Origin of the sequence: Pedobacter sp. D749 (assembly GCF_019317285.1) — a bacterium.
GTDB lineage: Bacteria > Bacteroidota > Bacteroidia > Sphingobacteriales > Sphingobacteriaceae > Pedobacter.
This window is the reverse complement of record NZ_CP079218.1, coordinates 3,471,242-3,497,230: the sequence shown is the minus strand read 5'-3', so window position 1 is coordinate 3,497,230 and position 25,989 is coordinate 3,471,242. Positions and strand designations below refer to the sequence as shown.

The following is a 25,989-nucleotide window of genomic DNA, read 5'->3' as shown; positions in this document are numbered from 1 at the left end:
CCTGAAACTGCCGGTTGGTCATTTCTATTGACTTAAATTTACACTATAATATTTTTTGTTAGCGCTTTCCTCATGATATCTCCTCTTAAGATTGGTTTTATATCTACTTATTCATCTATTTATCCAGATCATGCAAATAATCTTGTAAATGGTTTGTTTGCGGGGCTGTGTAAAGATATTTACACGCAAAAGGATTATCAGTTTATACCAGAATATGTTGGTCAGGGAAGAGAGTCCGATGTAAAGCAGGCAGTACAAAAACTGCTTAATTTTCATAATGTGGATATTCTAATGGGCTATATCAGTTATAAGATTCTGCCGGAATTAATCACCTTAATTGAGAGCAGGCAAAAACTTGCCTTCTTCTTTGATATGGGCGAATATCTTCCATCAGTAAGTTATACCAGCCCTAACATATTTCATAGCAGCTATCAGTTATGGCAGGGAGAATATGCGCTTGGTTATTGGGCGCAAAAATATTTTGGTGATAATGGCGCCGTCATTATGCCTCCTTATGATGGAGGCTATCATCTGGCTTCCAGTTTTAGGCATGGTGCTATTGCTGCTGGATCTAAATTGATAGACTTTCATATCCTTTCCTTAAATCATAATGAACCCCATGTGCTTAACGTGGAGGTTTTGCTTAATAATATTGAAAAACAACCGCCTGCTTATTTACATGCTTTGTTTTCTGGTCCTCAGGCAACTGAATTTATCCGGGCATTTTATGATAGGGGCCTTGATAAGAAGGTTCCGTTATTGCTTTCCGAACCCATGTGTTTCCCTGATGTGCTAAAAGAGATTAATGGTTTTCCTTTATCTTTTTATTCCTATTCGCAATGGACAAGAGAAATGGCCGGCGACATTAATGATGCTTTTGTTAGAATCGTGGAAGGACAATCCGGCAGGGTGGCTGATGTATTTTCATTATTGGGATTTGAAGCTGGCATGACCCTAAAGGAAATGGAACCTGCTATGCAGCGCCGCGATTGGAATAAGGTGATGGAACATTTGCGGACAGATAAAAAGAAAGGACCACGAGGCGAGGTTAATTTTTATCCGAAATCTGGCTTTTTATTACCAGATGTAGATATTGTTAAAATTAATGTATCAGGACCAAGTACCCATAGGGTCGTAGTTGAACAGGGTAAACGCCTGGCATTTGATGATGCTATTTTTACTGAAATACACGAAGAAAATGTGAGCGGCTGGCAAAATCCGTATTTATGCATCTAATCGCATATAATACGGGGATCGTTATCCATTTTATAATAAAAAGATAATCCGGATTGAAGGATTCGATCATTTAGAGGAGACAAATAATCCTTCTCTGTTAAAACGGATTCATCCTCAATTAGGGTAATTTCTTTATATACCTGCACCTCGGTAAGTAGAAGCAAAGCCGTGTACGCCGCTTTAAAGTTTTTAGGATCAATTGTTTTTAGGAAAAGGCGATGATCCGGATTTGTTCTTTTAAATGTTGTAACAGAGTGTTTATTAATGGCAATCAGGTTGGTAATTTTTTCGCGAAAGGTGGCATTGTGTTTCCTGGTTTCAGTGTCAAGGAAATATTCGAAAGCCGGATTTTTTTCTTCACACCATTTTGATTGGTAGAGGTCAACCCGTATTTCTTCAGGGATAAAAGCCCCATCTGGTTTTAAAAACTGACGAAGGTGATTAAAAATAGCAACCTGAGGTTCTTTACGCAAGGCTTTATCCATTGTTTCAGAAATGATAATATCATAGGCTATATGATCATTAGGAGTAAAGAGGGTTGCATCTGCTTTGATATAAGCATTAAAATAAGCCTCAAGGTTAAATGTTGAGATCAGTTTACTTACCGCATCCAGAGATGATTGGTGAATGTCAAGCAAAGTAACCTGAATTTGATTTGCAGAGAATACAGTAGTTAACGGCAATATAAGCGATGCATATGGGCCAGTTCCTGCATATAAGATCTGTAAAGGTTTTTGATTACCCTGATTGAGCTTATCATCGATCAGATTTTTAATGCCAAGGGTGAATTTATAGGAACGAAGGTAATCGAGAAAGCAGTACGCAGCCATGTATGGATTTACGCGTGTACCATTTTCGCTCAATTCTTCAAAAACTTCATCTGTATCGGATGGTGCAAGAACACCTTCAATATCAGTGAGTTTTGAATAGAGATGATGCAATTGATTGACAGTGTCGATTACTTCAGGAGTAGCAAGTACCCCTGTTAATTTTTTAGAATGTAATTCAAATACCGTTCGATGGTTCAAGGATTCTTTTGAGGCTAAAAAGGTGTTAAGTTTAGATAAAGTGCAATAAAATAAAAAAAAATATCCACAATAATTTTGGATAAATGTATATAATAAAGTGTTAAATATGATGAGAAAATTTTACTTATTAATTTGTTTGTTGATTGTTCAGTTGACCTTATATGGGCAGACAAGGACACTCGATTTTGCTAATGTATCAGGTGATCCTGTTAATGGAACGAAATTGGGAACAACATCTTTTACGCAGACTACTGCGGCTCAGGAAAGCTGGACATTTACAATGGCAGCTAATAGCCCAGGTTTTTGGACGTATAACGACCAGACGCTTTGGCTCCAATCGGGAGATCCAACTCCTACGGCAACTGGTAATGCCAAAACATCCATAAAGCGAGCTGATGGTCAGAATTTTAATTTTAAGACGATTAATTTTGTCACTTTTAGCCAGGATCAGTATATCAGGATCGAAGGTAAAAAATCAGGAACAGTAAAGTATACTCAAAACGTTTATCTGGAAAATGCAAATGCCCCGTATTCATATAATTTTACAGGATGGAGCGATGTTGATGAAGTAATATTGACGATTACCACAAATGCCCAATTTCCAAATAATACTAATGCTGCCGATTTCTATGTTGGCTTAACCAGTTTTACATACGATCCTTCCCCACGAATAACTACTAATGCTGCAAGTTCGGTAGCAGCTACTTCTGCAGTATTTAATGGTAATTTGGTAAGCGCTGGTTTTGCCACAATAACAGAAAAAGGCTTTGTTTATTCAACAACCCTTAATCCTACCACTGCCGATACCAAAAGAATAGTTGCAGGAACAGCATTAGGTACATATTCCTATAATGAAACAACACTGTCAAGTTCTACAACCTATCATGTACGTGCTTATGCCATAAATAGTGTTGGTACTTCCTATGGTGCAGATCAACAATTTACCACTTCAGTACAGGTCGCCGCACCAACGGTAACGGCTTTGAGCCCAACCAGTGGCCCGACCGGAGGAGGCACTAGCGTGACCATTACCGGCACCAACTTCAGCGGGACTACGGCGGTGACCTTTGGAGCTACTTCGGCTACAGGCTTCACCGTTAACTCGGCAACACAAATCACGGCGACCGCACCAGCAGGAACAGGCACCGTTGATGTCCGCATCACTACAACAGGAGGCACCAGTGCGACCAGTGCCAGCGACCAGTTTACCTATGTCGCCGCACCAACTGTAACGGCTTTGAGCCCAACCAGTGGCCCGACCGGTGGAGGCACTAGCGTGACCATTACCGGCACCAACTTCAGCGGGACTACGGCGGTGACCTTTGGCGCCACGGCGGCTACAGGCTTCACCGTTAACTCTGCAACACAGATCACGGCGACCGCGCCGGCAGGAACAGGCACCGTTGATGTCCGCATCACTACAACAGGGGGCACCAGTGCAACCAGTGCCAGCGACCAGTTTACCTATGTACAGTCAGCAACAGCCACACCGGTAGTAGCCAGCCCTTCCAATGGCAATTTAATCACTACGACCACCCCAACTTATACAGGAACTGCAACAGCAGATGCAACCGTTACGGTATATGTAGATGGAGCATCTATAGGTTTCAAAACAGCAACTGGCGGGAACTGGTCATTCACTCAGCCAACTTCACTGACACAAGGTTCGCATACGGTTTATGCGACTGCACAGGTTACTGGTAATGCAGTGAGCGCAAACAGTCCTATCATTACTTTTACGGTTGACTCGCAGCGTCCATCCGTTGTGATTACGAGCACTGCGGGTGCATCCGGTGGATCAACCAGCACTTCGCCAATTCCATTTACAGTTACTTTTTCGGAGACCGTAACAGGATTTGTAGCAGGAGATATTACACCAGGAAATGCCACCATCAGTGGTTTTTCAGGAAGCGGAACTACTTATACTTTTAATTCCACGCCAACAGCAAATGGTGCAGTAACGATAAATGTTTCGGCCAATATAGCACAGGATGCTGCAGGCAATAGCAACACGGCTGCAAGTCCGTTTTCTATTACCTACACTCAGGCATCTCAAATTACCGCTTCAGCCGGGACTTTTCCATCAGCGTTAAGCACAACTTACGGAACCGCATCAACATCAACCAGTGTGAACGTATCGGGTACAGGATTAACTGCCGGTATTACGGCCACGCCTTCATCAACAGCTAATTTTGAAGTAAGTGCTGATGGTATAAATTTTGGTACTTCTGCTATCATCGGTACTTCGGGTACGGTATCGGGTACAGTTTATGTAAGGTTAACAGCAACTGCAACTGCTAATACAAATATTACAGGGAATATAACATTAACCAGTACGGGCACTAACAGTCCAGTTATCACTATACCGACCAGTGCTGTTGCGCAAAGAGTTATTACAGTAACGGCGGCAGCGAAAAGCAAAACCTATGGCGATGCAGATCCTGGACTGTCTTATACCCCTTCACCTGCATTGGTAACAGGCGATAGCTTCAGCGGAAGCCTGAGCAGGTCACCTGGAGAAAACGTGGGTACGTATGCAATCAACCAGGGCACACTTGCACTAAGTGGCAATTATACCTTAACTTATGTTGGTGCTGATTTAACAATCGGTGCAAAACCGATAACAGTAACAGCTGCAGCGAAAAGCAAAACCTATGGCAATGCAGATCCTGGACTGTCTTATACCCGTTCATCTGCATTGGTAACAGGCGATAGCTTCAGCGGAAGCCTGAGCAGGTCACCTGGAGAAAATGTGGGTACATATGCGATCAACCAGGGCACACTGGCCTTGAGCAGCAACTATACTTTAACTTTTGTTGGTGCTGATTTAACGATCGGTGCAAAACCGATAACAGTAACTGCCGAAGCGAAAAGCAAAACCTATGGCAATGCAGATCCTGGACTGTCTTATACCCCTTCATCTGCATTGGTAACAGGCGATAGCTTCAGCGGAAGCCTAAGCAGGTCACCTGGAGAAAACGTGGGTACCTATGCGATCAACCAGGGCACACTGGCTTTGAGCAGCAACTATACTTTAACTTTTGTTGGTGCTGATTTAACAATCGGTGCAAAACCGATAACAGTAACAGCTGCAGCGAAAAGCAAAACCTATGGCGATGCAGATCCTGGACTGACTTATACCCCTTCACCTGCATTGGTAACAGGCGATAGCTTCAGCGGAAGCCTGAGCAGGTCACCTGGAGAAAACGTGGGTACGTATGCGATCAACCAGGGCACACTTGCCTTGAGCAGCAATTATACCTTAACTTATGTTGGTGCTGATTTAACAATCGGTGCAAAACCGATAACAGTAACAGCTGCAGCGAAAAGCAAAACCTATGGCGATGCAGATCCTGGACTGTCTTATACCCCTTCACCTGCATTGGTAACAGGCGATAGCTTCAGCGGAAGTCTAAGCAGATCACCTGGTGAAAACGTGGGTACTTATGCGATCAATCAAGGTACACTTGCACTAAATGGTAACTATACTTTAACCTATATTAGTGCTGATTTAACGATCGGTGCAAAAACAGTTACAGTAACAGCGGCAGCGAAAAGCAAAACCTATGGCGATGCAGATCCTGCACTGACTTATACCTCTGCACCTTCACTGGTAACAGGCGATAGCTTCAGCGGAAGTCTGAGCAGATCACCTGGAGAAAATGTGGGTACGTATGCAATCAATCAAGGTACGCTTGCACTAAATGGTAACTATACCTTAACTTATGTTGGTGCTGATTTAACGATCGGTGCAAAAACGGTAACGGTAACAGCCGCAGCGAAAAGCAAAACCTATGGTGATGCAGATCCTGCACTGACTTATACCTCTGCACCTTCACTGGTAACAGGCGATAGCTTCAGCGGAAGTCTGAGCAGATCACCTGGAGAAAATGTGGGTACATATGCAATCAATCAAGGTACGCTTGCACTAAATGGTAACTATACCTTAACTTATGTTGGTGCTGATTTAACGATCGGTGCAAAAACGGTAACGGTAACAGCCGCAGCGAAAAGCAAAACCTATGGTGATGCAGATCCTGCACTGACTTATACCTCTGCACCTTCACTGGTAACAGGCGATAGCTTCAGCGGAAGTCTGAGCAGATCACCTGGAGAAAATGTGGGTACATATGCAATCAATCAAGGTACGCTTGCACTAAATGGTAACTATACCTTAACTTATGTTGGTGCTGATTTAACGATCGGTGCAAAAACGGTAACGGTAACAGCCGCAGCGAAAAGCAAAACCTATGGTGATGCAGATCCTGCACTGACTTATACCTCTGCACCTGCACTGGTAACAGGCGATAGCTTCAGCGGAAGTCTGAGCAGATCACCTGGAGAAAATGTGGGTACGTATGCGATCAACCAGGGAACACTGGCATTGAATGGCAACTATACCTTAACTTACATTGGTGCTGATTTAACGATTGGTGCGAAAACGGTAACGGTAACAGCCGCAGCGAAAAGCAAAACCTATGGTGATGCAGATCCTGCACTGACTTATACCTCTGCACCTGCACTGGTAACAGGCGATAGCTTCAGCGGAAGTCTGAGCAGATCACCTGGAGAAAATGTGGGTACGTATGCGATCAACCAGGGAACACTGGCATTGAATGGCAACTATACCTTAACTTACATTGGTGCTGATTTAACGATCGGTGCGAAAACGGTAACGGTAACAGCCGCAGCGAAAAGCAAAACCTATGGTGATGCAGATCCTGCACTGACTTATACCTCTGCACCTGCACTGGTAACAGGCGATAGCTTCAGCGGAAGTCTGAGCAGATCACCTGGAGAAAATGTGGGTACGTATGCGATCAACCAGGGAACACTGGCATTGAATGGCAACTATACCTTAACTTATGTTGGTGCTGATTTAACGATCGGTGCAAAAACGGTAACGGTAACAGCCGCAGCGAAAAGCAAAACCTACGGCGATGCAGATCCTGCACTGACTTATACTTCTGCACCTGCATTGGTAACAGGCGATAGCTTCAGCGGAAGTCTGAGCAGATCACCTGGAGAAAATGTGGGTACGTATGCGATCAACCAGGGAACACTGGCATTGAATGGCAACTATACCTTAACTTATGTTGGTGCTGATTTAACGATCGGTGCAAAAACGGTAACGGTAACAGCCGCAGCGAAAAGCAAAACCTACGGCGATGCAGATCCTGCACTGACTTATACTTCTGCACCTGCATTGGTAACAGGCGATAGCTTCAGCGGAAGTCTGAGCAGATCACCTGGAGAAAATGTGGGTACGTATGCGATCAACCAGGGAACACTGGCATTGAATGGCAACTATACCTTAACTTATGTTGGTGCTGATTTAACGATCGGTGCAAAAACGGTAACGGTAACAGCCGCAGCGAAAAGCAAAACCTATGGTGATGCAGATCCTGCACTGACTTATACCTCTGCACCTTCACTGGTAACAGGCGATAGCTTCAGCGGAAGTCTGAGCAGATCACCTGGAGAAAATGTGGGTACGTATGCAATCAATCAAGGTACGCTTGCACTAAATGGTAACTATACCTTAACTTATGTTGGTGCTGATTTAACGATCGGTGCAAAAACGGTAACGGTAACGGCAGCAGCGAAAAGCAAAACCTATGGCGATGCAGATCCTGTACTGACTTATACCTCTGCACCTTCACTAGTAACAGGTGATAGCTTCAGCGGAAGTCTGACCAGATCACCTGGAGAAAATGTGGGTACGTATGCAATCAACCAGGGAACACTTGCTTTGAGCAGCAACTATACCTTAACTTATGTTGGTGCTGATTTAACAATCGGTGCAAAAACGATAACGGTAACGGCAGCAGCTAAAAGCAAAACCTATGGCGATGCAGATCCTGTACTGACTTATACCTCTGCACCTGCACTGGTAACAGGGGATAGCTTCAGCGGAAGCCTGACCAGGTTACCTGGCGAAAATGTGGGTACTTATGCGATCAATCAAGGTACACTTGCACTAAATGGTAACTATACTTTAACCTATATTAGTGCTGATTTAACGATCGGTGCAAAAACAGTTACAGTAACAGCGGCAGCGAAAAGCAAAACCTATGGCGATGCAGATCCTGCACTAACTTATACCTCTGCACCTTCACTAGTAACAGGTGATAGCTTCAGCGGAAGCCTGACCAGATCACCTGGTGAAAACGTGGGTACTTATGTGATCAATCAAGGTACACTTGCACTAAATGGTAACTATACTTTAACCTATATTAGTGCTGATTTAACGATCGGTGCAAAAACAGTTACAGTAACAGCGGCAGCGAAAAGCAAAACCTATGGCGATGCAGATCCTGCACTGACTTATACCTCTGCACCTGCATTGGTAACAGGCGATAGCTTCAGCGGAAGTCTGAGCAGATCACCTGGAGAAAATGTGGGTACGTATGCAATCAACCAGGGTACGCTTGCACTAAATGGTAACTATACCTTAACTTATGTTGGTGCTGATTTAACGATCGGTGCAAAAACGGTAACGGTAACAGCCGCAGCGAAAAGCAAAACCTATGGTGATGCAGATCCTGCACTGACTTATACCTCTGCACCTTCACTGGTAACAGGCGATAGCTTCAGCGGAAGTCTAAGCAGATCACCTGGTGAAAACGTGGGTACTTATGCGATCAATCAAGGTACACTTGCACTAAATGGTAACTATACCTTAACTTATGTTGGTGCTGATTTAACGATCGGTGCAAAAACGGTAACGGTAACAGCCGCAGCGAAAAGCAAAACCTATGGTGATGCAGATCCTGCACTGACTTATACCTCTGCACCTTCACTGGTAACAGGCGATAGCTTCAGCGGAAGTCTGAGCAGATCACCTGGAGAAAATGTGGGTACATATGCAATCAATCAAGGTACGCTTGCACTAAATGGTAACTATACCTTAACTTATGTTGGTGCTGATTTAACGATCGGTGCAAAAACGGTAACGGTAACAGCCGCAGCGAAAAGCAAAACCTATGGTGATGCAGATCCTGCACTGACTTATACCTCTGCACCTTCACTGGTAACAGGCGATAGCTTCAGCGGAAGTCTGAGCAGATCACCTGGAGAAAATGTGGGTACGTATGCGATCAACCAGGGAACACTGGCATTGAATGGCAACTATACCTTAACTTACATTGGTGCTGATTTAACGATTGGTGCGAAAACGGTAACGGTAACAGCCGCAGCGAAAAGCAAAACCTATGGTGATGCAGATCCTGCACTGACTTATACCTCTGCACCTGCACTGGTAACAGGCGATAGCTTCAGCGGAAGTCTGAGCAGATCACCTGGAGAAAATGTGGGTACGTATGCGATCAACCAGGGAACACTGGCATTGAATGGCAACTATACCTTAACTTACATTGGTGCTGATTTAACGATCGGTGCGAAAACGGTAACGGTAACAGCCGCAGCGAAAAGCAAAACCTATGGTGATGCAGATCCTGCACTGACTTATACCTCTGCACCTGCATTGGTAACAGGCGATAGCTTCAGCGGAAGTCTGAGCAGATCACCTGGAGAAAATGTGGGTACGTATGCGATCAACCAGGGAACACTGGCATTGAATGGCAACTATACCTTAACTTATGTTGGTGCTGATTTAACGATCGGTGCAAAAACGGTAACGGTAACAGCCGCAGCGAAAAGCAAAACCTACGGCGATGCAGATCCTGCACTGACTTATACTTCTGCACCTGCATTGGTAACAGGCGATAGCTTCAGCGGAAGTCTGAGCAGATCACCTGGAGAAAATGTGGGTACGTATGCGATTAACCAGGGAACACTGGCATTGAATGGCAACTATACCTTAACTTATGTTGGTGCTGATTTAACGATCGGTGCGAAAACGGTAACGGTAACAGCAGCAGCGAAAAGCAAAACCTATGGTGATGCAGATCCTGCACTGACTTATACCTTTGCTCCGGCTTTAGTTGGGACAAATACTTTCACGGGAAGTTTAACCAGGTCACCTGGAGAAAACGTGGGTACGTATGCGATCAACCAGGGTACGCTTGCATTGAATGGTAACTATACTTTAACTTACATTGGTGCTAACCTGACCATTACTAAATCTGTACTTACTGTTACGGCAATAAATGCGGTAATGTGCCAGTCAGACGGTTTCCCAACGTTTGGAGTAACTTATGCCGGTTTTAAAGCAGGTGATACTGAAAATTCATTGAGTACAAAACCAACTGTAAGCACTACTGCCAATAGAAATGTAGCAGGCAATTATGTACTGGTAGCATCTGGTGGTGCATCTAACAATTATAGTTTTGTATATGTAAACGGTACATTAACAATCAATGCAGTTCCATCGGTAAGTATTGTAAGTAGTAAAGGTACTGAAATCAGTAAGGGTGAAACAACGGTATTAACTGCCAGTGGAGGCACAGCCTACAGCTGGTCTACGGCAAGTGGTATTGTTAGCGGGCAGAATACTGCTTTCCTTAGCGTTCGTCCGGCACAAACCACAACGTACACGGTTCGGGTAACCAATGCGAGCGGTTGCAATAGTTCTAAATCGATCACCATTAAGGTAGCTGAAGATTATAAATTGGTTGCGAATAATATCTTAACGCCAAATGGAGATGGTATAAATGATACCTGGCTTGTACAGAACATTGATATGTATCCAGGTAACGAAGTTCGGATATTTGATCGCAATGGCAGGGAAATGTACAGTAAAAAATCATATGATAACAGCTGGAATGGAACTATCGGAGGAAATGACCTTGCGGAAGGAACTTATTATTACATCATTACTTATGGCCCAAATAAATTGGTTCAAAAGGGATTTATTACGATTATCAGAAACCGCTAAGAAAATGAAAAGGATGAAAACAACAATATTAATACTGGCTGCTCTTATCGGTGTTTCGAAGGTAAAAGCTCAGACTAATCCATTATTAAACCAATATTTTAACAATACTTACCTTGCTAACCCGGCCATGGCTGGATTAGCAGAAGGTGCAACAGCAGACCTGACCTTCCGTTCACAATGGAATAATATTCCCGGTGCCCCTATGGTACAAAATCTGAGTGCCACTTACGGATGGGAAAGAGTAGGGGTAGGATTAAACATGAATCTTGATAAAGCCGGCTTACAAAGGCAAACGAGAATTATGGCAAGTTATGCCTATCATCTTCCGCTTAATGAATCTGCAAAATTACATTTTGGTTTGTCTGCAGGTTTTTTGAATCAGCGGGTGGATATGCAAGACCTTATAGGAAATCCAAATGATCCGCAGGTTGGCAATTATAATAACGACCATAAGACGTATTTCGATGGTGATTTTGGCGTTGGACTAACTTCAAAGCACTTTACTGCAGATTTTGCATTAGTGAACCTTAAAAATTATTTCAACAGAGACAACTTAAAACTAATTAATACACCTGCTGTATATGCAGCAGCAGGGTACAAAATTGATATTGGCGAAAGTCTGTTTCAACCTAAAGTTGCTTATCGTTCTTTTACGGGAATCGCTGATATTTTTGATATTGGCGGACAACTAGGAGTTGCCAATCAACAGTTGTTCTTTACAGCTATGTATCATACCAGTAAAGCTGCAAGTTTTGGTGTTGGGTTGCATTATAAGAAAAAATACATGATCAATACCGCATACACAACACAAACTGGTAATTTAAGCGGTTACACAGCGGGGAACTTTGAGATTAACCTCGGGATCCATTGGTAACCCTAAAAATATCTGAACGGATAACGCTGTTATGCTTCTGTTTAAACAAAAAATACTGATTATTACATTGGGGTAGACAGTATTTAAATATTGACATTAAATTGAATGGCCGCAGCATTTAACTGCGGCCATTTTAATTCTAATTAAAGCAGTTAGTTTAATAATGTTAAAAACAAAAACAACTTATTTACGGTTAAATTCGTAGTAAGATTATTTTGTGTAGGAGTGGCTTGAGCTTGTGAATCTGATAAAATTATTAAATGATGTCATGTTCTTTTGTTTTTCTGTCAAAACTTGTAAATTGCCTAAGTAAAAAGATACAAATTGTCAGTTTTTGATGGTTAAAAAATACTTACAATAAACCGACAATCAGATATCAGTAACCGGATGTTTTTGGCAAATGTCCCTTTAAAACCTTTAGAACACTTATTACGTAGATAGATATAAATAAATTAATATTTATCGAAACAATAATCTTACATTGAATTTTGGGTTCTCGGGCATTCAAAAGCCTCTTTATCCACCCATATGGCGCAATTGTTGATAAAATAAAGAAAACAGTACGTTCGTTTTTATAAAGTTATTTTATAGTTTAGGGACGTAGCTGTTAAGAAAGGTATTATGGAAGCAAAATTTTCACCACAGGTTAAAGATGTAATCTCTTTTAGTAGGGAGGAAGCGCTCCGCTTAGGGCACGATTACATCGGAACCGAGCATTTATTATTGGGCCTCATCCGCGAAGGCGATGGCATGGCTATAAAAATTTTACGATCGTTAGGGGTTGATACAGGTAAATTGCGCCGCTCAATTGAAGATGCCGTTCGGGGTACTTCGAGTGTTACAGTAAACTTAGGCAATATTCCGTTAACAAAACAGGCAGAAAAAGTTTTAAAAATTACTTACTTAGAAGCTAAAATATTTAAGAGCGATTTAATTGGCACCGAACATTTACTATTATCGGTTTTGAGAGATGATGATAACATCGCCTCACAAATCTTATTGCAGTATGGCGTTACTTACGATGTTTTTAAACAGGAGGTAGAAGTGAATAAAAATGGTTTCAGAGATGATATCTCAAATAGCGCTTCTACAGGAGGCGATGATGATTATCGCGAAGAGGAAAGCTTTAGTACACCTAAAAAGGTTTCAGATATAAAATCTAAGACCCCTGTTCTGGATAATTTCGGTCGTGATTTAACAAAAGCAGCAGAAGAAGGTCGTTTAGACCCAATCGTTGGCCGCGAGAAAGAAATTGAACGCGTATCGCAGATTTTATCCCGCAGGAAAAAGAACAATCCAATTTTAATTGGAGAGCCGGGTGTTGGTAAATCGGCAATTGCTGAGGGTTTGGCCTTACGCATTGTGCAACGTAAAGTTTCGCGTGTGCTTTTTGGCAAACGTGTAGTTACCTTAGATCTTGCCTCATTGGTAGCCGGTACAAAATACCGTGGCCAGTTCGAAGAGCGTATGAAAGCCGTGATGAACGAGCTTGAAAAATCTACTGATGTTATTTTATTTATTGATGAGATCCACACCATCGTTGGTGCTGGTGGTGCATCAGGTTCATTAGATGCATCCAATATGTTCAAACCTGCTTTGGCAAGGGGCGAAATTCAATGTATTGGTGCTACAACATTAGATGAATACCGTCAATACATTGAAAAAGATGGTGCTTTAGACCGTCGTTTCCAAAAAGTAATGGTTGAGCCTGCTACACCGGACGAAACTGTAGAGATTTTAACCCGAATTAAAGATAAGTATGAAGAACACCACGGTGTAACGTATACTGATGAAGCTATTTTAGCTTGTGTTACTTTAACATCACGTTATATTTCTGATCGTTTCTTACCTGATAAAGCGATTGATGCTTTAGATGAAGCAGGTTCGCGTGTTCACTTAACCAATATCCACGTTCCGCAGAATATTATTGATATCGAAGCTAAAATTGAAGATATCAAATTAGAGAAGAACAAGGTTGTACGTAGCCAGAAATATGAAGAAGCTGCAAAACTGCGCGATACAGAGAAAAATTTAATTGAAGAATTAGATAAAGCTAAAGCCGAGTGGGAAGCAGAAACCAAAAGTAAACGTTACGAAGTATCAGAAGATAATGTAGCCGAAGTGGTTTCGATGATGACGGGTATCCCAGTGCAACGTGTTGGACAAACAGACAGTGCAAAACTGTTGAACATGTACGATAAAGTGGCTGAGAAAATTATTGGTCAGGATGATGCGATCAAAAAATTAACAAAAGCGATCCAACGTACGAGAGCCGGATTAAAAGATCCTAAAAAACCAATTGGTTCATTTATTTTCTTAGGCCCGACAGGCGTAGGTAAAACCGAATTGGCAAAAGAATTAGCCCGTTTCATGTTCGATAGTGATGATTCTCTGATCCAGATCGACATGAGTGAGTATATGGAGAAATTTGCAGTATCACGTTTAGTGGGAGCGCCTCCGGGATATGTAGGTTATGAAGAAGGTGGACAGTTAACTGAAAAAGTAAGAAGAAAGCCTTATGCCGTAATCTTATTGGATGAGATTGAAAAAGCTCACCCAGATGTATTCAATATCTTATTGCAGGTTTTGGATGAAGGACAGTTAACCGATAGTTTAGGACGTAAAGTTGATTTTAGAAATACAATCATCATCATGACTTCAAACATTGGTGCCCGTCAACTAAAAGATTTTGGTCAGGGTGTTGGTTTCTCTACTTCAGCAAAAACTAATCAGGCCGATTCTCACAGTCGTGGTGTAATTGAAAGTGCATTAAAACGTGCTTTTGCTCCTGAGTTCTTAAACCGTGTTGATGATGTTGTAGTATTCAATAGCTTAGGTAAAGACGAAATCTTCAGAATTATCGATATCGAGTTAAAAGCTTTATTCGGTCGCGTTCATACCCTTGGTTATGAAATTGCATTAACCGATAACGCTAAAGAATACATTGCTGATAAAGGTTTTGATAGTAATTTTGGTGCTCGTCCGTTAAAAAGGGCCATTCAGAAATATTTAGAAGATCCAATTGCTGAAGAGATCCTTAAAGGTGAACTAGCCGAAGGTGATGTTTTAGAAATTGATTACGATAAAACTACCGAACTGATTTCTATCAATCACAAAAAAGGCGAAAAGAAAAAAGAAGAGCCGAAACAAGAAGAAGATTCTTCGAGTAAATAAATAAGAAACTCCCGATGAAAATCGGGAGTTTTTTTGTTTAATACACTTATTTCGAAATGGGTGCGGCCCAAAATGATAGATATTGGGTGTAGGTTTTCAGCTAAGTAACAATCGAGAAAATTTACTAAGTGATTCAATTAGAACTGTTAATTTGCACCTAACGAAACACGTCATCATTGCGAGGAGGAACGACGAAGCAATCTTAATGCGCCTGCTAGTCGCGATCGTTGTAAGATTGCTTCGTCGGCTGAAAAAGCCTTCTCGCAATGACGATTTTTCTTTCCTGAGAAACCACGATAAACAGGCTATTTAATAGTAAGTTCTTTTACATCAAATCTACTAATGCCTGATAATACCGCTCGTAATTTTGAGGATCGGTATTTAAAAACAGGAAAGGTTCTATCAATTCTAACTCCATCAGTAAAAATTCGTCATTTACAAAAGTACCATCAACCCGTGCATACAGGCAATCTTTAGTAAATAACTTTACGTATTGTTCTGCGGTAGCAATCTGTTCTGCATGAGGTTTTTGCGGATGCACAGAGCCGCCATGGGCCGGTTGCACCCTAAAATCGCCAGGTTTAGCCTGTTTGATTAAGGAATGACTATACACGCCATTAAAGAAAATAAACGACCATTCACCGCTTTCCAGAATCTCTGGCAGGAATGGCTGAATGATAAAATCTTCATCCTGAATAAGGAGATTTAATTTTTGATTAACCTCATTTACATTATCTGCAGTTACTTTAAATGTATTTTTTGCACCACCACTCACACAAGGTTTTACAATTAACTTATCGGTGTTGAATTTCTCGAAAAAATATTCAAGATTTACGCTTTCTTGATTTTGAATGAATAAACCAGGTGTAGTTTTTAATCCAGCTGCTTCAATTTCCCGCAGATACTGTTTGTTTGCATTCCATCGCACAACATCAATAGGGTTAAGCAATTTTACTTTTTTTGCTTCCAGGTGATCAAGCCAGTCGTAAAATTCTTCAATCAGGTCAAAATAATCCCATGGTGATTTTAAAATGGCAAGCGAATAATCTTCCCAGTTTATATTCCGATCGTTCCAGATTACTTTTTCAATGTTCAGTCCTTTTTCTTTGAGGAAATTTAAGAGTTTATCATCTTCGCTTTCAACTGTAGCGCTATCATAAGCACCTTTATCAAGGTAGGTTACTAATGCAATGTTCATGACGTTAAAACTAAGTTTTATCAAGCTGGATTACAAATTTACTAAGGTGGATTACAAAGCCACACCTCAAAAATCCCGATTGCAAATCGGTAACGACTGTTAACTGCAGTTTTTTTCGCTCTATGCCGCGGGGCATGGTACTTTGGAGCGCCAAAGTACCCAAAGCGCTTTGTCAATCCAGCAATGAGCCTTTTGCACAATCCCATGCACATCAAAAAAACAGCGGCACTTCATTTTGTGTTCAATATTTTTTAAATATTAAATCATCGCTTATGAACACAAAATCACTGCGTTTCAGGTTTGTTACTGCCAATTTACCTGAACTGCAACTGTTTTTTTGATTTCCCTGGCTCTTGGGATTGACGACGTTCTTCGGTACAGCCTATACTTCTTTTAAGCAACCTAGCATGATGCTTAAACTATTCTTAAAAAAGATGTGTCAACGCGGTAGAATTACAAATTATGACCAACTAATTTGAAATGGCCATGATGATAAAATCAAGGCCACTGAGCGCCATGGATTTTCTCCCCAAATTTTAAAACAGACTCACCTGGTTACTTGGAATTTTGAACAAAGTATGGTCTAAAATAATATCCTTTACATTTAAACCATTTAATCGGCAGTGTAGCCTGAAATTATCCCTGATCATTTGAGAAATATTGCCATCGCCACGCATCCTATCTCCAAAACGACTATCGTTTACATTTCCGCCGTGGCAACTTTGAATTGAATGCCACACCTTATCTAAGCGGTCAGGAAAGTTTTTGCGCAGCCAATCTTCAAATATCTGTCCTATGGCTCCGTTTAAACGCACCACAGTATAACCGGCTTTAATGGCACCGGCATTGGCTACCGCTTTTAAAATTTTCGGAATTTCATGGTCGCTTAAACCAGGAACAAGAGGAGCAACCATCACCCCCATAGGAATTCCATCTTTACTCAATTCCTCCACCACCTTTAACCGTTGTTTGGCAGTTGTAGTACGTGGTTCCATTACTTGTCGTAAATCCTCATTTAAACTATTAATGGAGACATAAACCATACAAAGGTTTAGCTTGGCCATTTCCTGCAGAATATCCCTATCGCGCAGGATCAGGGAGTTTTTGGTAATCATACCAATGGGCTGTTTGTAGGCCAATGCAATTTCGAGCAACTGCCTGGTGAGTTTAAACTTTTTTTCGGCAGGCTGGTAGCAATCGGTATTGCCAGAAAGAGAAATGGTCGTTGCATCCCAGCCTTTTTTCTCCAGAAACTTTTTAAACAGTACCGGAGCATCTTTTTTGACGATTATTTTCCGTTCAAACTCTATTCCGGCACTATAACCCCAGTATTGGTGAGAGTTGCGGGCATAACAATAAGTACAGCCATGTTCGCAGCCCTGATAGGGATTAAGCGAATAGGCCATGCCCACATCCGGACTATCAACCTTGTTTACGATGGTTTTTGAATTCTCGAAAATAAAGGATGTTTTGCGGTCGCTTTCTTCCCAATCATCTATTCCCTCATGATGTTCCTTTACATAAACATCCTTTAAAAATTTGTTATGTGGATTAACCTGAGCCCCCCGACCTTTAAAATACTGTTTTTCTTCATCGCTAATCATAGATTAAAATTACTAATATTTTTAGTAATTTTAATGATCAAAAATGGTTACTTTTCAACAATTTTAGTTTTAGATCCCATCATACATCTTACATTTTCCATCTCACATCTTCCATCATTCCTTCCTCGGAAGCGGTACATAATCCATGGGTACCATATCGGCAACTTTTTCATAAGCCCAATAACCTTCGAAAAGTAAAGATCGTGAATCATAAATACCACCATTTTCATAAAAACGAACACCTTCACCGGTTAAATTGGCAACGGAGATTTCATTTTCGGGAACATCTAAAGGCCTGAAAATCCAAAAACCGGTTTTAGAATAAGCCATGGATTCTTTTTCTTTGGTATATTGAATTAGCAAGGCATCAGTATAACTTAAGTATTTTAAATTCTTGTTAAAATAATGCACTAAGGTATCGGTAAGTACATCTGCTCTCGAAAATTTATCGATAGTTTTCGGCATCTCCTGTTGCTTGGTCCAAAAGGCGAGCAGTGCGGTATCTATTTTACCTTTGTTCTGTCTGATGCCTGTTTTCTCAGGTACGGCCTTAATCTTTTCTAAATTGGTATTGATAATGTATTGTGGATAACGGTTAGGGTTAGGGATTTTGATCATTTTATTGATGATAAAACCTTCTTCCTTTGTTTTATTGGCATAAAGCGAACGAAAAAAATGTTGCGAAGAACCATAATAAGCTACTTCTCGGGCGGCGATATATTTTTTCTTTTTAGCTGCCGAAGCTTTTAACTCTTCAAAAAACGGGTGACCAGAATAATAAATAATATGGGTTCGGGAATTATATTCAAAATGATCGAGCATGTATTTGAGTCGGTAACCTAAAGCTTTGTTTTCGACCACCAAAAATTCGGTTGTAGAAACGGTGAGCGTACTTTTGGTTACATCATAATCTACATTTAAAACCTGCGGATTTAAGATTTTACATTGAGTTGCATTGGGCGTTTTGCCGATAAAAAATTCTTTAAACTGGTTAATATATTTCTGGCGGTTAGGGTCGGCCCGGATCACTACTTCATCAAGCTGGGCAACATTTTCTTTTAAAACAAGTTCTACCTGGACCGATTTATCCGATATGATTACACTTTTAGAATAGGGGAGGTAACCAACCAGTTGAACGAGTAGATCGTAACTGCCCGGCTTTAGGTTTGAAAGTTTAAATCTTCCATCGTTATCAGCAACTGTAGCAATTTTATACCCACTTAAATAGATACTTGCACCGGGCAATCCATCTTTTTGATCCCTGACCAAACCACTAATTGAGAAGGTGTTTTGAGCAATGGCATTAGTACCCAATATAATCAGCGTAAGGGCTACTAAAAGGCTTTTAATCATGGAGACGAATGTAACCAAAAGGCGTAATATTTATTAAAAACGAAAAAGAATTTTAACAAATTTAACATTTGATAGTGATCTTTTGTAAGAGCTGTCATCCTGAGCGCAGAGAAGGATCTTTAAAATGATAATTTATCCAAAATAGCTCAAACCAATTGTAATGAAATGATTGGTTTTCGATTTGAAAACGAAAGCTCCGTTTTCTATGGCTAAAGCAGTCCCGCCATCGCTTGTAGTCCTCGTTACGTTACGCTTCACTGTGGGCTACCCGCTCTGTCTGGTTTATTTAACAGTGGTGAGTGCTGCATAGTTCCAAACCCTCAATAGTATTAACCAGCCTTTTCAGTTAAACCCGACCGAAGAGGAAAACCCACATTCAGAAGCATGAGCGCTGTCATCCTGACCGCAGAGAAGGATCTTAAAAGGGATAATTTGTTAATAAGCCTGATTTACAACAAGAGTCGTTTTTTATTTGAAAATGAAAGCTCCGTTTTTCATGGCTACAGCGGCCCTGCCATCGCTTGTAGTCCTCGTTACGTTACACTTCACTGTGGGCTACCCGCTCTGTCAGGTTTATTTAACAGTGGTAGGTGCTGCATAGTTCCAAACCCTAAATAGGATTGCCAGCCCTGCCAGCTAAACCCGACCGAAGTGGAAAACCCACAGCCCGAAGCATGAGGGCGAGGATTTGCAACGAAGGGCGGGACTGCTGAAACCGAAGAGCACTGCATTTGCTTTTCAAAAAAGAAAAAATGGTGTATGGTTTATCTCCCTTATTGTGTTATGATATTTTTACTTATTTTCCGCTAAGTTAACTGGCGGCAAATAATCCATCGGCACGCTATCGGCAATTTTTTCCCAGGCCCAGTAGCCAGTATAGAGCATCGAACGCGGGTTGTAAATAGAGCCGTTTTCGTAAAAATATACCGGAACAACATGTAAGGCGATGGTAGAAATCTGGTAATCGGGTATATCTAACGGTCTGGCAATAGACAGGCCGATCCGGTTGGCATAAGTAGGATCTTCCCTTTCTTTTGTGTAAATAACATAAAGTTGGTCCGTAAAATTGAAACTTTTAATACTTTGATTCTCTACATGCACCAGAGTATCCTGCGCTACCGGAGCGCGGCTTAAAAATGAAATTCCGCTGGCAAGGTTTTTCTTTTTTATCCAATAGCTTAATGAATCTCCCGTGGTAAAGGTTAATGTTAAGCCATCCTTTACTTTCGTTAGCCGTTTAATGTTGGCGTTAATCATGCTGTCAGAGGGTCTATCCGGATTTGATTTTGTCATCAGTTTATTAATAATAAAACCCTCTTCGGTGGCGCGATGGTGATAAATGGATCTAAAAAAATGCTGAGGCGATCCCAGATAAGCGGTAATTCGTTTTTGATCCCAAATTTTCTTCCTCCTTGCTGATCCTTTTAAATCTTCGTAATACGGAAAACCTTCATAATAGATGATTCTTGTTTTACGATCGTATTCAAAATTATTCAAAAGGTATTTAATGCGGTATCCAAGTGCCTTGTTTTCGACAATCAGAAATTCGGTGGTTTTCACGGTAAGTTTATGCTCCTCTTTATCGTAATCGATAATCAGTACTTTAGGATTGATAAGCTTACATTGCTCTGCATTGGGGGTGGTGCCAATAAAATACTCTTTAAACATGGCAATATAATGTTCTCTGTTCGGATCGGGTTTAATGGTTACTTCTGCCAATTGAGTTACACTTTCTTCGAGGGTAAGATCAAGTTTTACGGCTTTATCAGCAATCACTACGTTTTTATTTAAAGCTTTGTAGCCAATTAATTGTACTAAAATATCGTAGTTTCCTGGTTTTAAGGGAAGGACATATTTGCCGTTATTGTCCGTTACTGTAGCAATTTTATAACCACTTACATATACGCCTGCTCCGGGTAAAGCCTCACCGTGTTTATCTTTAACCATGCCCGAAAGGGTATAACTTTGTTGAGCAAGACAAAAGTTACCAATGACTAATAGAAATATAAGTAATAAGGATTTCATTGTATAAATATAAACTAATTTATTAGTTTGTATTTATACAATGATGTAAAATTATTGGTGCTTTTCTTATTAGTGTCAGATTTTACTATCTGACACTGAATCAAATCAATATACTATCGCCTATCGCCGTGGTCTGTGTCCTCACAGACAAATAATTAGATTTGATATTAAAAAGATCTGTGGGGACACAGACCGCGGAATTAGTATGATAAATTATGCCAATAATTCTTTTGCATTTTCGATGGCTGATGCCCCTGGGTTTTTTCCGCTTAACATTTCGGCAATTACACCAATGCGTTCTTCCTGTTTAAGCTTGCGGATTCCGGTAGTGGTTTTGCCTTTATCCTCATTTTTGTGAACAAAGTAATGTGATATGCCTTTGGCTGCAATTTGTGGCAGGTGTGTAATCGAAATTACCTGCATGTTCTGCCCTAAATCGGAAATTACTTCTCCAACTTTTAAAGCGGTTTCTCCCGAAATTCCGGTATCTATTTCATCAAAAATAATGGTTGGTAAGGATGTATGTTTAGCCAATAAAGCTTTTATGGCCAGCATTAATCGGGATAATTCACCACCAGATGCTACTTTATTTACCGGCGCAGGGGCCTGACCAGCATTTGCTGTAAAAAGTAGGTTGATTTCGTCTAGTCCGTCTTTATTCAGCTCTGATAAGATTTTTTGATCCAGAACCAATTTGGCATTTAGCATACCCACTTTTTTTAATGTGGTGCTGGTTTGCTCTTCTACCACCTTAATTGCTTTTTTACGGTTGGCGCTTAACTGGTCGGCCTGTTTGTACAGTGCCTTTTTGAGTTGGTCGATTTCTTTCTGAAGTTTTTCAATATGCTCATCAGAAGATAAGAGTTTGTTCAGATTCTCTTCCAGTTGTTTTTGGAGTGCTAACAGTTCTGTATTGTTTGCAAGCCTGTGTTTTTGTTGGAGTGAATAAAACAGATCTAATCTTTGGTTTACAATTTCTAAGCGATCGGCACTGTGTAAAGTATTTTCTTCTATTGCAGAAACCTCATCGGTGATATCTTTGATTTCAATGATCGATGAGCGTAAACGTTCGTATAATACATTAATTGCCGGATCGAATTTTTCTATGCCCTGTAATTGTAAGGAAGCCTCTTTTAACATCTGAAGGGCAGAAGGTTCGCTTTCATTAATTAATCCTGAAGCGGTAAGTAAGGCCCGTTTAATGGTTTCGGCATGTGTTAAGCGTTCCAGTTCTTGTTCCAGCTCTTCCTGTTCGCCTTCCTGTAATTTTGCCTGTTCGAGTTCATTAAATAAAAACTGTTCATAATCCTGTTTATTACGGGCTTCGTCGGCCTCAGCGATTAATTTTTTTAACAAGGAAGTATCCTGTCTAAGTTTTTTAAACCCGCTACGGTAATCAAACAATAGTGATTGGTGATTGGCTAGTGAATCAACAATCAATAATTGAAAATCAGCATCATTAATCTCCTGCGTGGCATGCTGTGAGTGGATATCGATCAGTTTTTCACCGATCTGTTTCAGGATAGATAAATTAACAGGTGTATCATTAATGAACGATCTTGTTTTACCGTCGATAGAAATTTCCCTGCGCAAAAGACTTTCGTTCGAAAAATCAAGGTCATTTTCTTCAAAAAGTTCTTTTAAGTTTTCGTCTGCCAATACAAAACTACCTTCAATAACACATTTTTTATCCTGATTAAAAAAGTATTTGCTTTCTGCCCGCTGACCCAAAATTAGCGACAATGCGCCAAGTATGATCGATTTACCAGCACCGGTTTCACCTGTGATGATATTTAAGCCTTTATCGAATTCGATATCAAGACTATCAATTAATGCGTAATTACGGATAGAAAGTTTTTGTAGCATGCTAAGCAAAAATATTAAAATTTATTCAACAGCACCGTACAAAACAAAAACAGCGAAGAATAATCTTCGCTGTTCATGATCTGTTTGGTTTATCTGGTGTTATTTTATAGAAATATTAATTACCTTATCGTCAGCAATTTTTAAGTTGGATGTCTGAAGATAACTTTTTATTGCCAATTGATTGGCATTGGTAAAATCTGATTTTTTATATGTTAATACAGCAGTTATTGTGTTCAGTGCTTTAACCGCACCTGTAAAATCCTGATTCTTGTATAACATAACAGAAGGAATTACCTTTGAGCTTTTGTTGCCGTTTTCAACTTTTTCTTTTTTCTCCATTTTCTCTTTCAGCTCCTTTACTTCATTGTCGAATGTTTCTTTCAGCTTTTTATATTCTTCAGTCTGTCTTACTTTGCTGTTGGTGTTATTGTTATCGTTGTAAAAGAAAACTGTACCATCTGGGCTGGTAAGTGAGTTTCTATTTCCTTTAAATGTAGAGTCAGCCTTTAATCTCGATAATCCTGATAAACGCACCATATCCCCAGATTTTAGAGCCTCTATCCTGATGTTATCGATTTGTGCCCTGAACTCCGGGGTATTCATTTTTGCAGCCATATCTTCGCCCATCTTTTTCCATTTTGCCTGAGCCTCCGGAGTATTAAATTTTTTGGCCATATCTTCACCCATTTTTTTCCATTTAGCCTGTGCTTCTGGTGAATTGTATTGTTTGGCTACATCTTCGCCAAATTTTTTCCATTTAGCCTGTGCCTCTGGTGAGTTATATTGTTTGGCCATATCTTCACCAAATTTTTTCCATTTAGCCTGTGCTTCCGGCGAGTTATACTCTTTATAAAATTTTGTATGTAAAATAGAATCGTTTAATCTGAATTTAAATGAACTATCAAGATTGATCCTGTATATTCCATTGCTGCCAAAAAGTCCGTCGCTGTAAAAATCTTTTCTTAAGCTATCAGGCATTTCTTTTACCGAGTTATATTCGGTTTTTTTACCATTTGCATCAATGGTAACAATTTTGATTTTACGCTTTTTGGTAGTATCGGTACAGATCAGGTGGCTTATGGTTCCGTTAGCAGACCGTACGCTCAAAATCTCCTGTTTAGGTTGTATTCTGTTTTCTTTTTTCTTTTCTGCTGGATTGATCCAGGCAATAGAGAACAAGCAGGCTACTCCTAAAGTTAAGGCTGCCATTTGTTGTTTAGCGTTTAAATAATTTGTTTTCATGTTGGTTATTCTTTTTATGCGTTGATATAAATTCTGGGTTTTACCCGTTGCTGCCAGTGCATAAGCCGGACTGCTTTTATCTTTTAACAGTTCGAGTTTAAGCAGGGCATGGGCATAATTCAATGGTTTTCCGGTAATCTTTAATACCAGATCATCGCAGGCATGTTCACGCTCAATATGTATAAACCTACCCGCCATCCATACAAATGGATTATAGAATAATAATGTTTCTATGGCTGTTTTAATGAGGTTTAATAGGAAATCGTTTCTTCTGATATGTGATAACTCATGGATTAATATCGCTTCTACCTGATCGTTGTCTAATTGGCTTACCAGGGCCAATGGAAATAATACCACAGGTTTTAAATAACCTATAACCAAGGGTACGTTAACAATAGAAGAGAGGTGGAACCGGATAACTTTATTGATTTTTAGTTGGGCAGTTACCTGTTCGAAAATTGCTTTCCAGCTATCCGGAATAGCACTTAAACTTTCTTTTTTCAGCTTTGAAAGCTGACCATAACCTTTAATGATAACAAATAACTGAAGCACAATACCAATAATATAAAATATGACTACAACAGGGAAATACTGCTCTGCCTTGCTGCTAAAACTTGGTGGCAGGTTATTAAAGTATTGATAAACCTCAATATTTTGTGCATTAACCGCGGGAGCCTCGTTATTGACATTCAATGTTAATTGGTGAATGAAGTTATAGCCAAAGCCAGCAAACATTAAAATGATGGCACTAAAAGCAAGGTTGTGCTTATGTTTTGCTGCAAGCTTCGGAATGCTGAGCATGACGATAAAGAGGATGCCATAAATGATGGCGCTTTGCCAAAGTGAGTTTAAAATACTCCAGCCAAATGCTTTGATGAACTGTTGTAATAAAGTTTCCATAACGGTGGTTTTAATTTTTTATACGGAGACAATCCGAAAATTTTACTGTTTATTAGGGATCTAAACCCTACACCTTTCAACCTTCAACGATAGCCTTACTTTAGGCTATCTAAATATTTTTTTATTTCGTCAATTTCTTCTGCACTTGCACTGTGGTTACCTAAGGCCTGCATTACCAACCTCGCTGCTGATCCGTTAAATACGTTATCGATCATTTTATTTACCAATTGTTTTTCAGTTTTATCCTGACTAACAAGTGCTTTATAAATGTGCGTTTTTTGGTTGGTATCTCTTTCTACCATCCCTTTCTCGTGCAAAATCTGCATCAGTTTTAAAGTGGTGGTATACCCGGAGTCTTTTTTATTCAATGCCTCATGAACTTCTCTTACCGTTGCATTCCCCTTTTGCCAAAGCACCTGGAGGATTTCCATTTCACCTTCTGTTGGTTTGATGTTATGATTAGTCATATGTTACAAGTTGTACGAATTATTTCGTATTCAAATGTACGAAGATATTCGTAATATAAAAATATTTTAACAAGTTTTTAATTTTATCGGTTAATTATTGAAACTGGTTAATTTGCTTAACTGTGATATAGTATGCTGGTTAGGGGAAAATGGTGCATACAATCAGGCTTTAGAAAGGAAAAC

The 25,989-nt window shown here is 40.3% G+C and carries 12 protein-coding genes and 1 pseudogene; 5 read left to right on the top strand and 8 right to left on the bottom strand.

The window, feature by feature from the left end; all coding sequences use genetic code 11:
* Window positions 1-72 precede the first annotated feature (72 nt).
* Window positions 73-1,236 (top strand): ABC transporter substrate-binding protein, encoded by a 1,164-nt coding sequence (locus KYH19_RS14025; RefSeq protein WP_219075574.1) that lies wholly within the window; start codon window positions 73-75, stop codon window positions 1,234-1,236.
* Here KYH19_RS14025 and KYH19_RS14020 read toward each other — a convergent pair.
* Window positions 1,233-2,264, bottom strand: a complete 1,032-nt coding sequence (locus KYH19_RS14020) for a class I SAM-dependent methyltransferase (RefSeq protein ID WP_219075573.1) — start codon at window positions 2,262-2,264, stop codon at window positions 1,233-1,235. The two genes, KYH19_RS14025 and KYH19_RS14020, sit on opposite strands and share 4 nt — an antisense overlap.
* A gap of 106 nt (window positions 2,265-2,370) precedes the next feature.
* On the opposite strand from KYH19_RS14020, the gene KYH19_RS14015 reads away from it, so the two are divergent.
* The 3 genes from KYH19_RS14015 to KYH19_RS14005 all read left to right on the top strand — a co-directional run bounded on the left by KYH19_RS14015 (window position 2,371) and on the right by KYH19_RS14005 (window position 15,151).
* On the top strand, window positions 2,371-11,103 hold the full coding sequence (locus KYH19_RS14015; RefSeq protein ID WP_219075572.1) for an MBG domain-containing protein: 8,733 nt from the start codon (window positions 2,371-2,373) through the stop codon (window positions 11,101-11,103).
* 13 nt (window positions 11,104-11,116) lie between these two features.
* Window positions 11,117-11,977: a PorP/SprF family type IX secretion system membrane protein gene (locus tag KYH19_RS14010; RefSeq protein ID WP_219075571.1), complete on the top strand. Its 861-nt coding sequence runs from the start codon at window positions 11,117-11,119 to the stop codon at window positions 11,975-11,977.
* 621 nt (window positions 11,978-12,598) lie between these two features.
* A complete protein-coding gene (locus tag KYH19_RS14005; RefSeq protein WP_132404300.1) occupies window positions 12,599-15,151 on the top strand; it encodes an ATP-dependent Clp protease ATP-binding subunit in 2,553 nt (850 codons plus the stop codon).
* Between the two features lie 325 nt (window positions 15,152-15,476).
* Here KYH19_RS14005 and KYH19_RS14000 read toward each other — a convergent pair whose 3' ends face one another.
* The 6 genes from KYH19_RS14000 to KYH19_RS13975 all read right to left on the bottom strand — a co-directional run bounded on the left by KYH19_RS14000 (window position 15,477) and on the right by KYH19_RS13975 (window position 25,339).
* Window positions 15,477-16,349: a RimK family alpha-L-glutamate ligase gene (locus KYH19_RS14000; RefSeq protein WP_219075570.1), complete on the bottom strand. Its 873-nt coding sequence runs from the start codon at window positions 16,347-16,349 to the stop codon at window positions 15,477-15,479.
* A gap of 536 nt (window positions 16,350-16,885) precedes the next feature.
* Entirely contained in the window at window positions 16,886-17,953 is a 1,068-nt protein-coding gene (locus tag KYH19_RS13995) for a PA0069 family radical SAM protein (protein WP_219075569.1), read from the bottom strand.
* Between the two features lie 114 nt (window positions 17,954-18,067).
* A complete protein-coding gene (locus tag KYH19_RS13990) occupies window positions 18,068-19,306 on the bottom strand; it encodes a carboxypeptidase-like regulatory domain-containing protein (RefSeq protein ID WP_219075568.1) in 1,239 nt (412 codons plus the stop codon).
* 792 nt (window positions 19,307-20,098) lie between these two features.
* Complete coding sequence (locus KYH19_RS13985) at window positions 20,099-21,331, bottom strand: carboxypeptidase-like regulatory domain-containing protein (RefSeq protein WP_219075567.1); 1,233 nt, start codon at window positions 21,329-21,331, stop codon at window positions 20,099-20,101.
* A 213-nt stretch (window positions 21,332-21,544) separates the two neighbouring features.
* Window positions 21,545-23,197 carry a DNA repair protein RecN gene (recN, locus tag KYH19_RS13980; RefSeq protein ID WP_219075566.1) on the bottom strand — a complete coding sequence of 551 codons (1,653 nt, stop codon included), beginning with the start codon at window positions 23,195-23,197 and terminating at the stop codon, window positions 21,545-21,547.
* A gap of 99 nt (window positions 23,198-23,296) precedes the next feature.
* On the bottom strand, window positions 23,297-25,339 hold the full coding sequence (locus tag KYH19_RS13975; protein WP_219075565.1) for a M56 family metallopeptidase: 2,043 nt from the start codon (window positions 25,337-25,339) through the stop codon (window positions 23,297-23,299).
* A 6-nt stretch (window positions 25,340-25,345) separates the two neighbouring features.
* Between KYH19_RS13975 and KYH19_RS24385 the strand changes: the two are divergent.
* A pseudogene (locus KYH19_RS24385) lies at window positions 25,346-25,432 on the top strand (hypothetical protein); the annotation flags it as partial.
* 2 nt (window positions 25,433-25,434) lie between these two features.
* Here the strand turns inward: KYH19_RS24385 and KYH19_RS13970 are convergent.
* Entirely contained in the window at window positions 25,435-25,806 is a 372-nt protein-coding gene (locus tag KYH19_RS13970) for a BlaI/MecI/CopY family transcriptional regulator (protein ID WP_121281962.1), read from the bottom strand.
* Window positions 25,807-25,989: the final 183 nt, after the last annotated feature.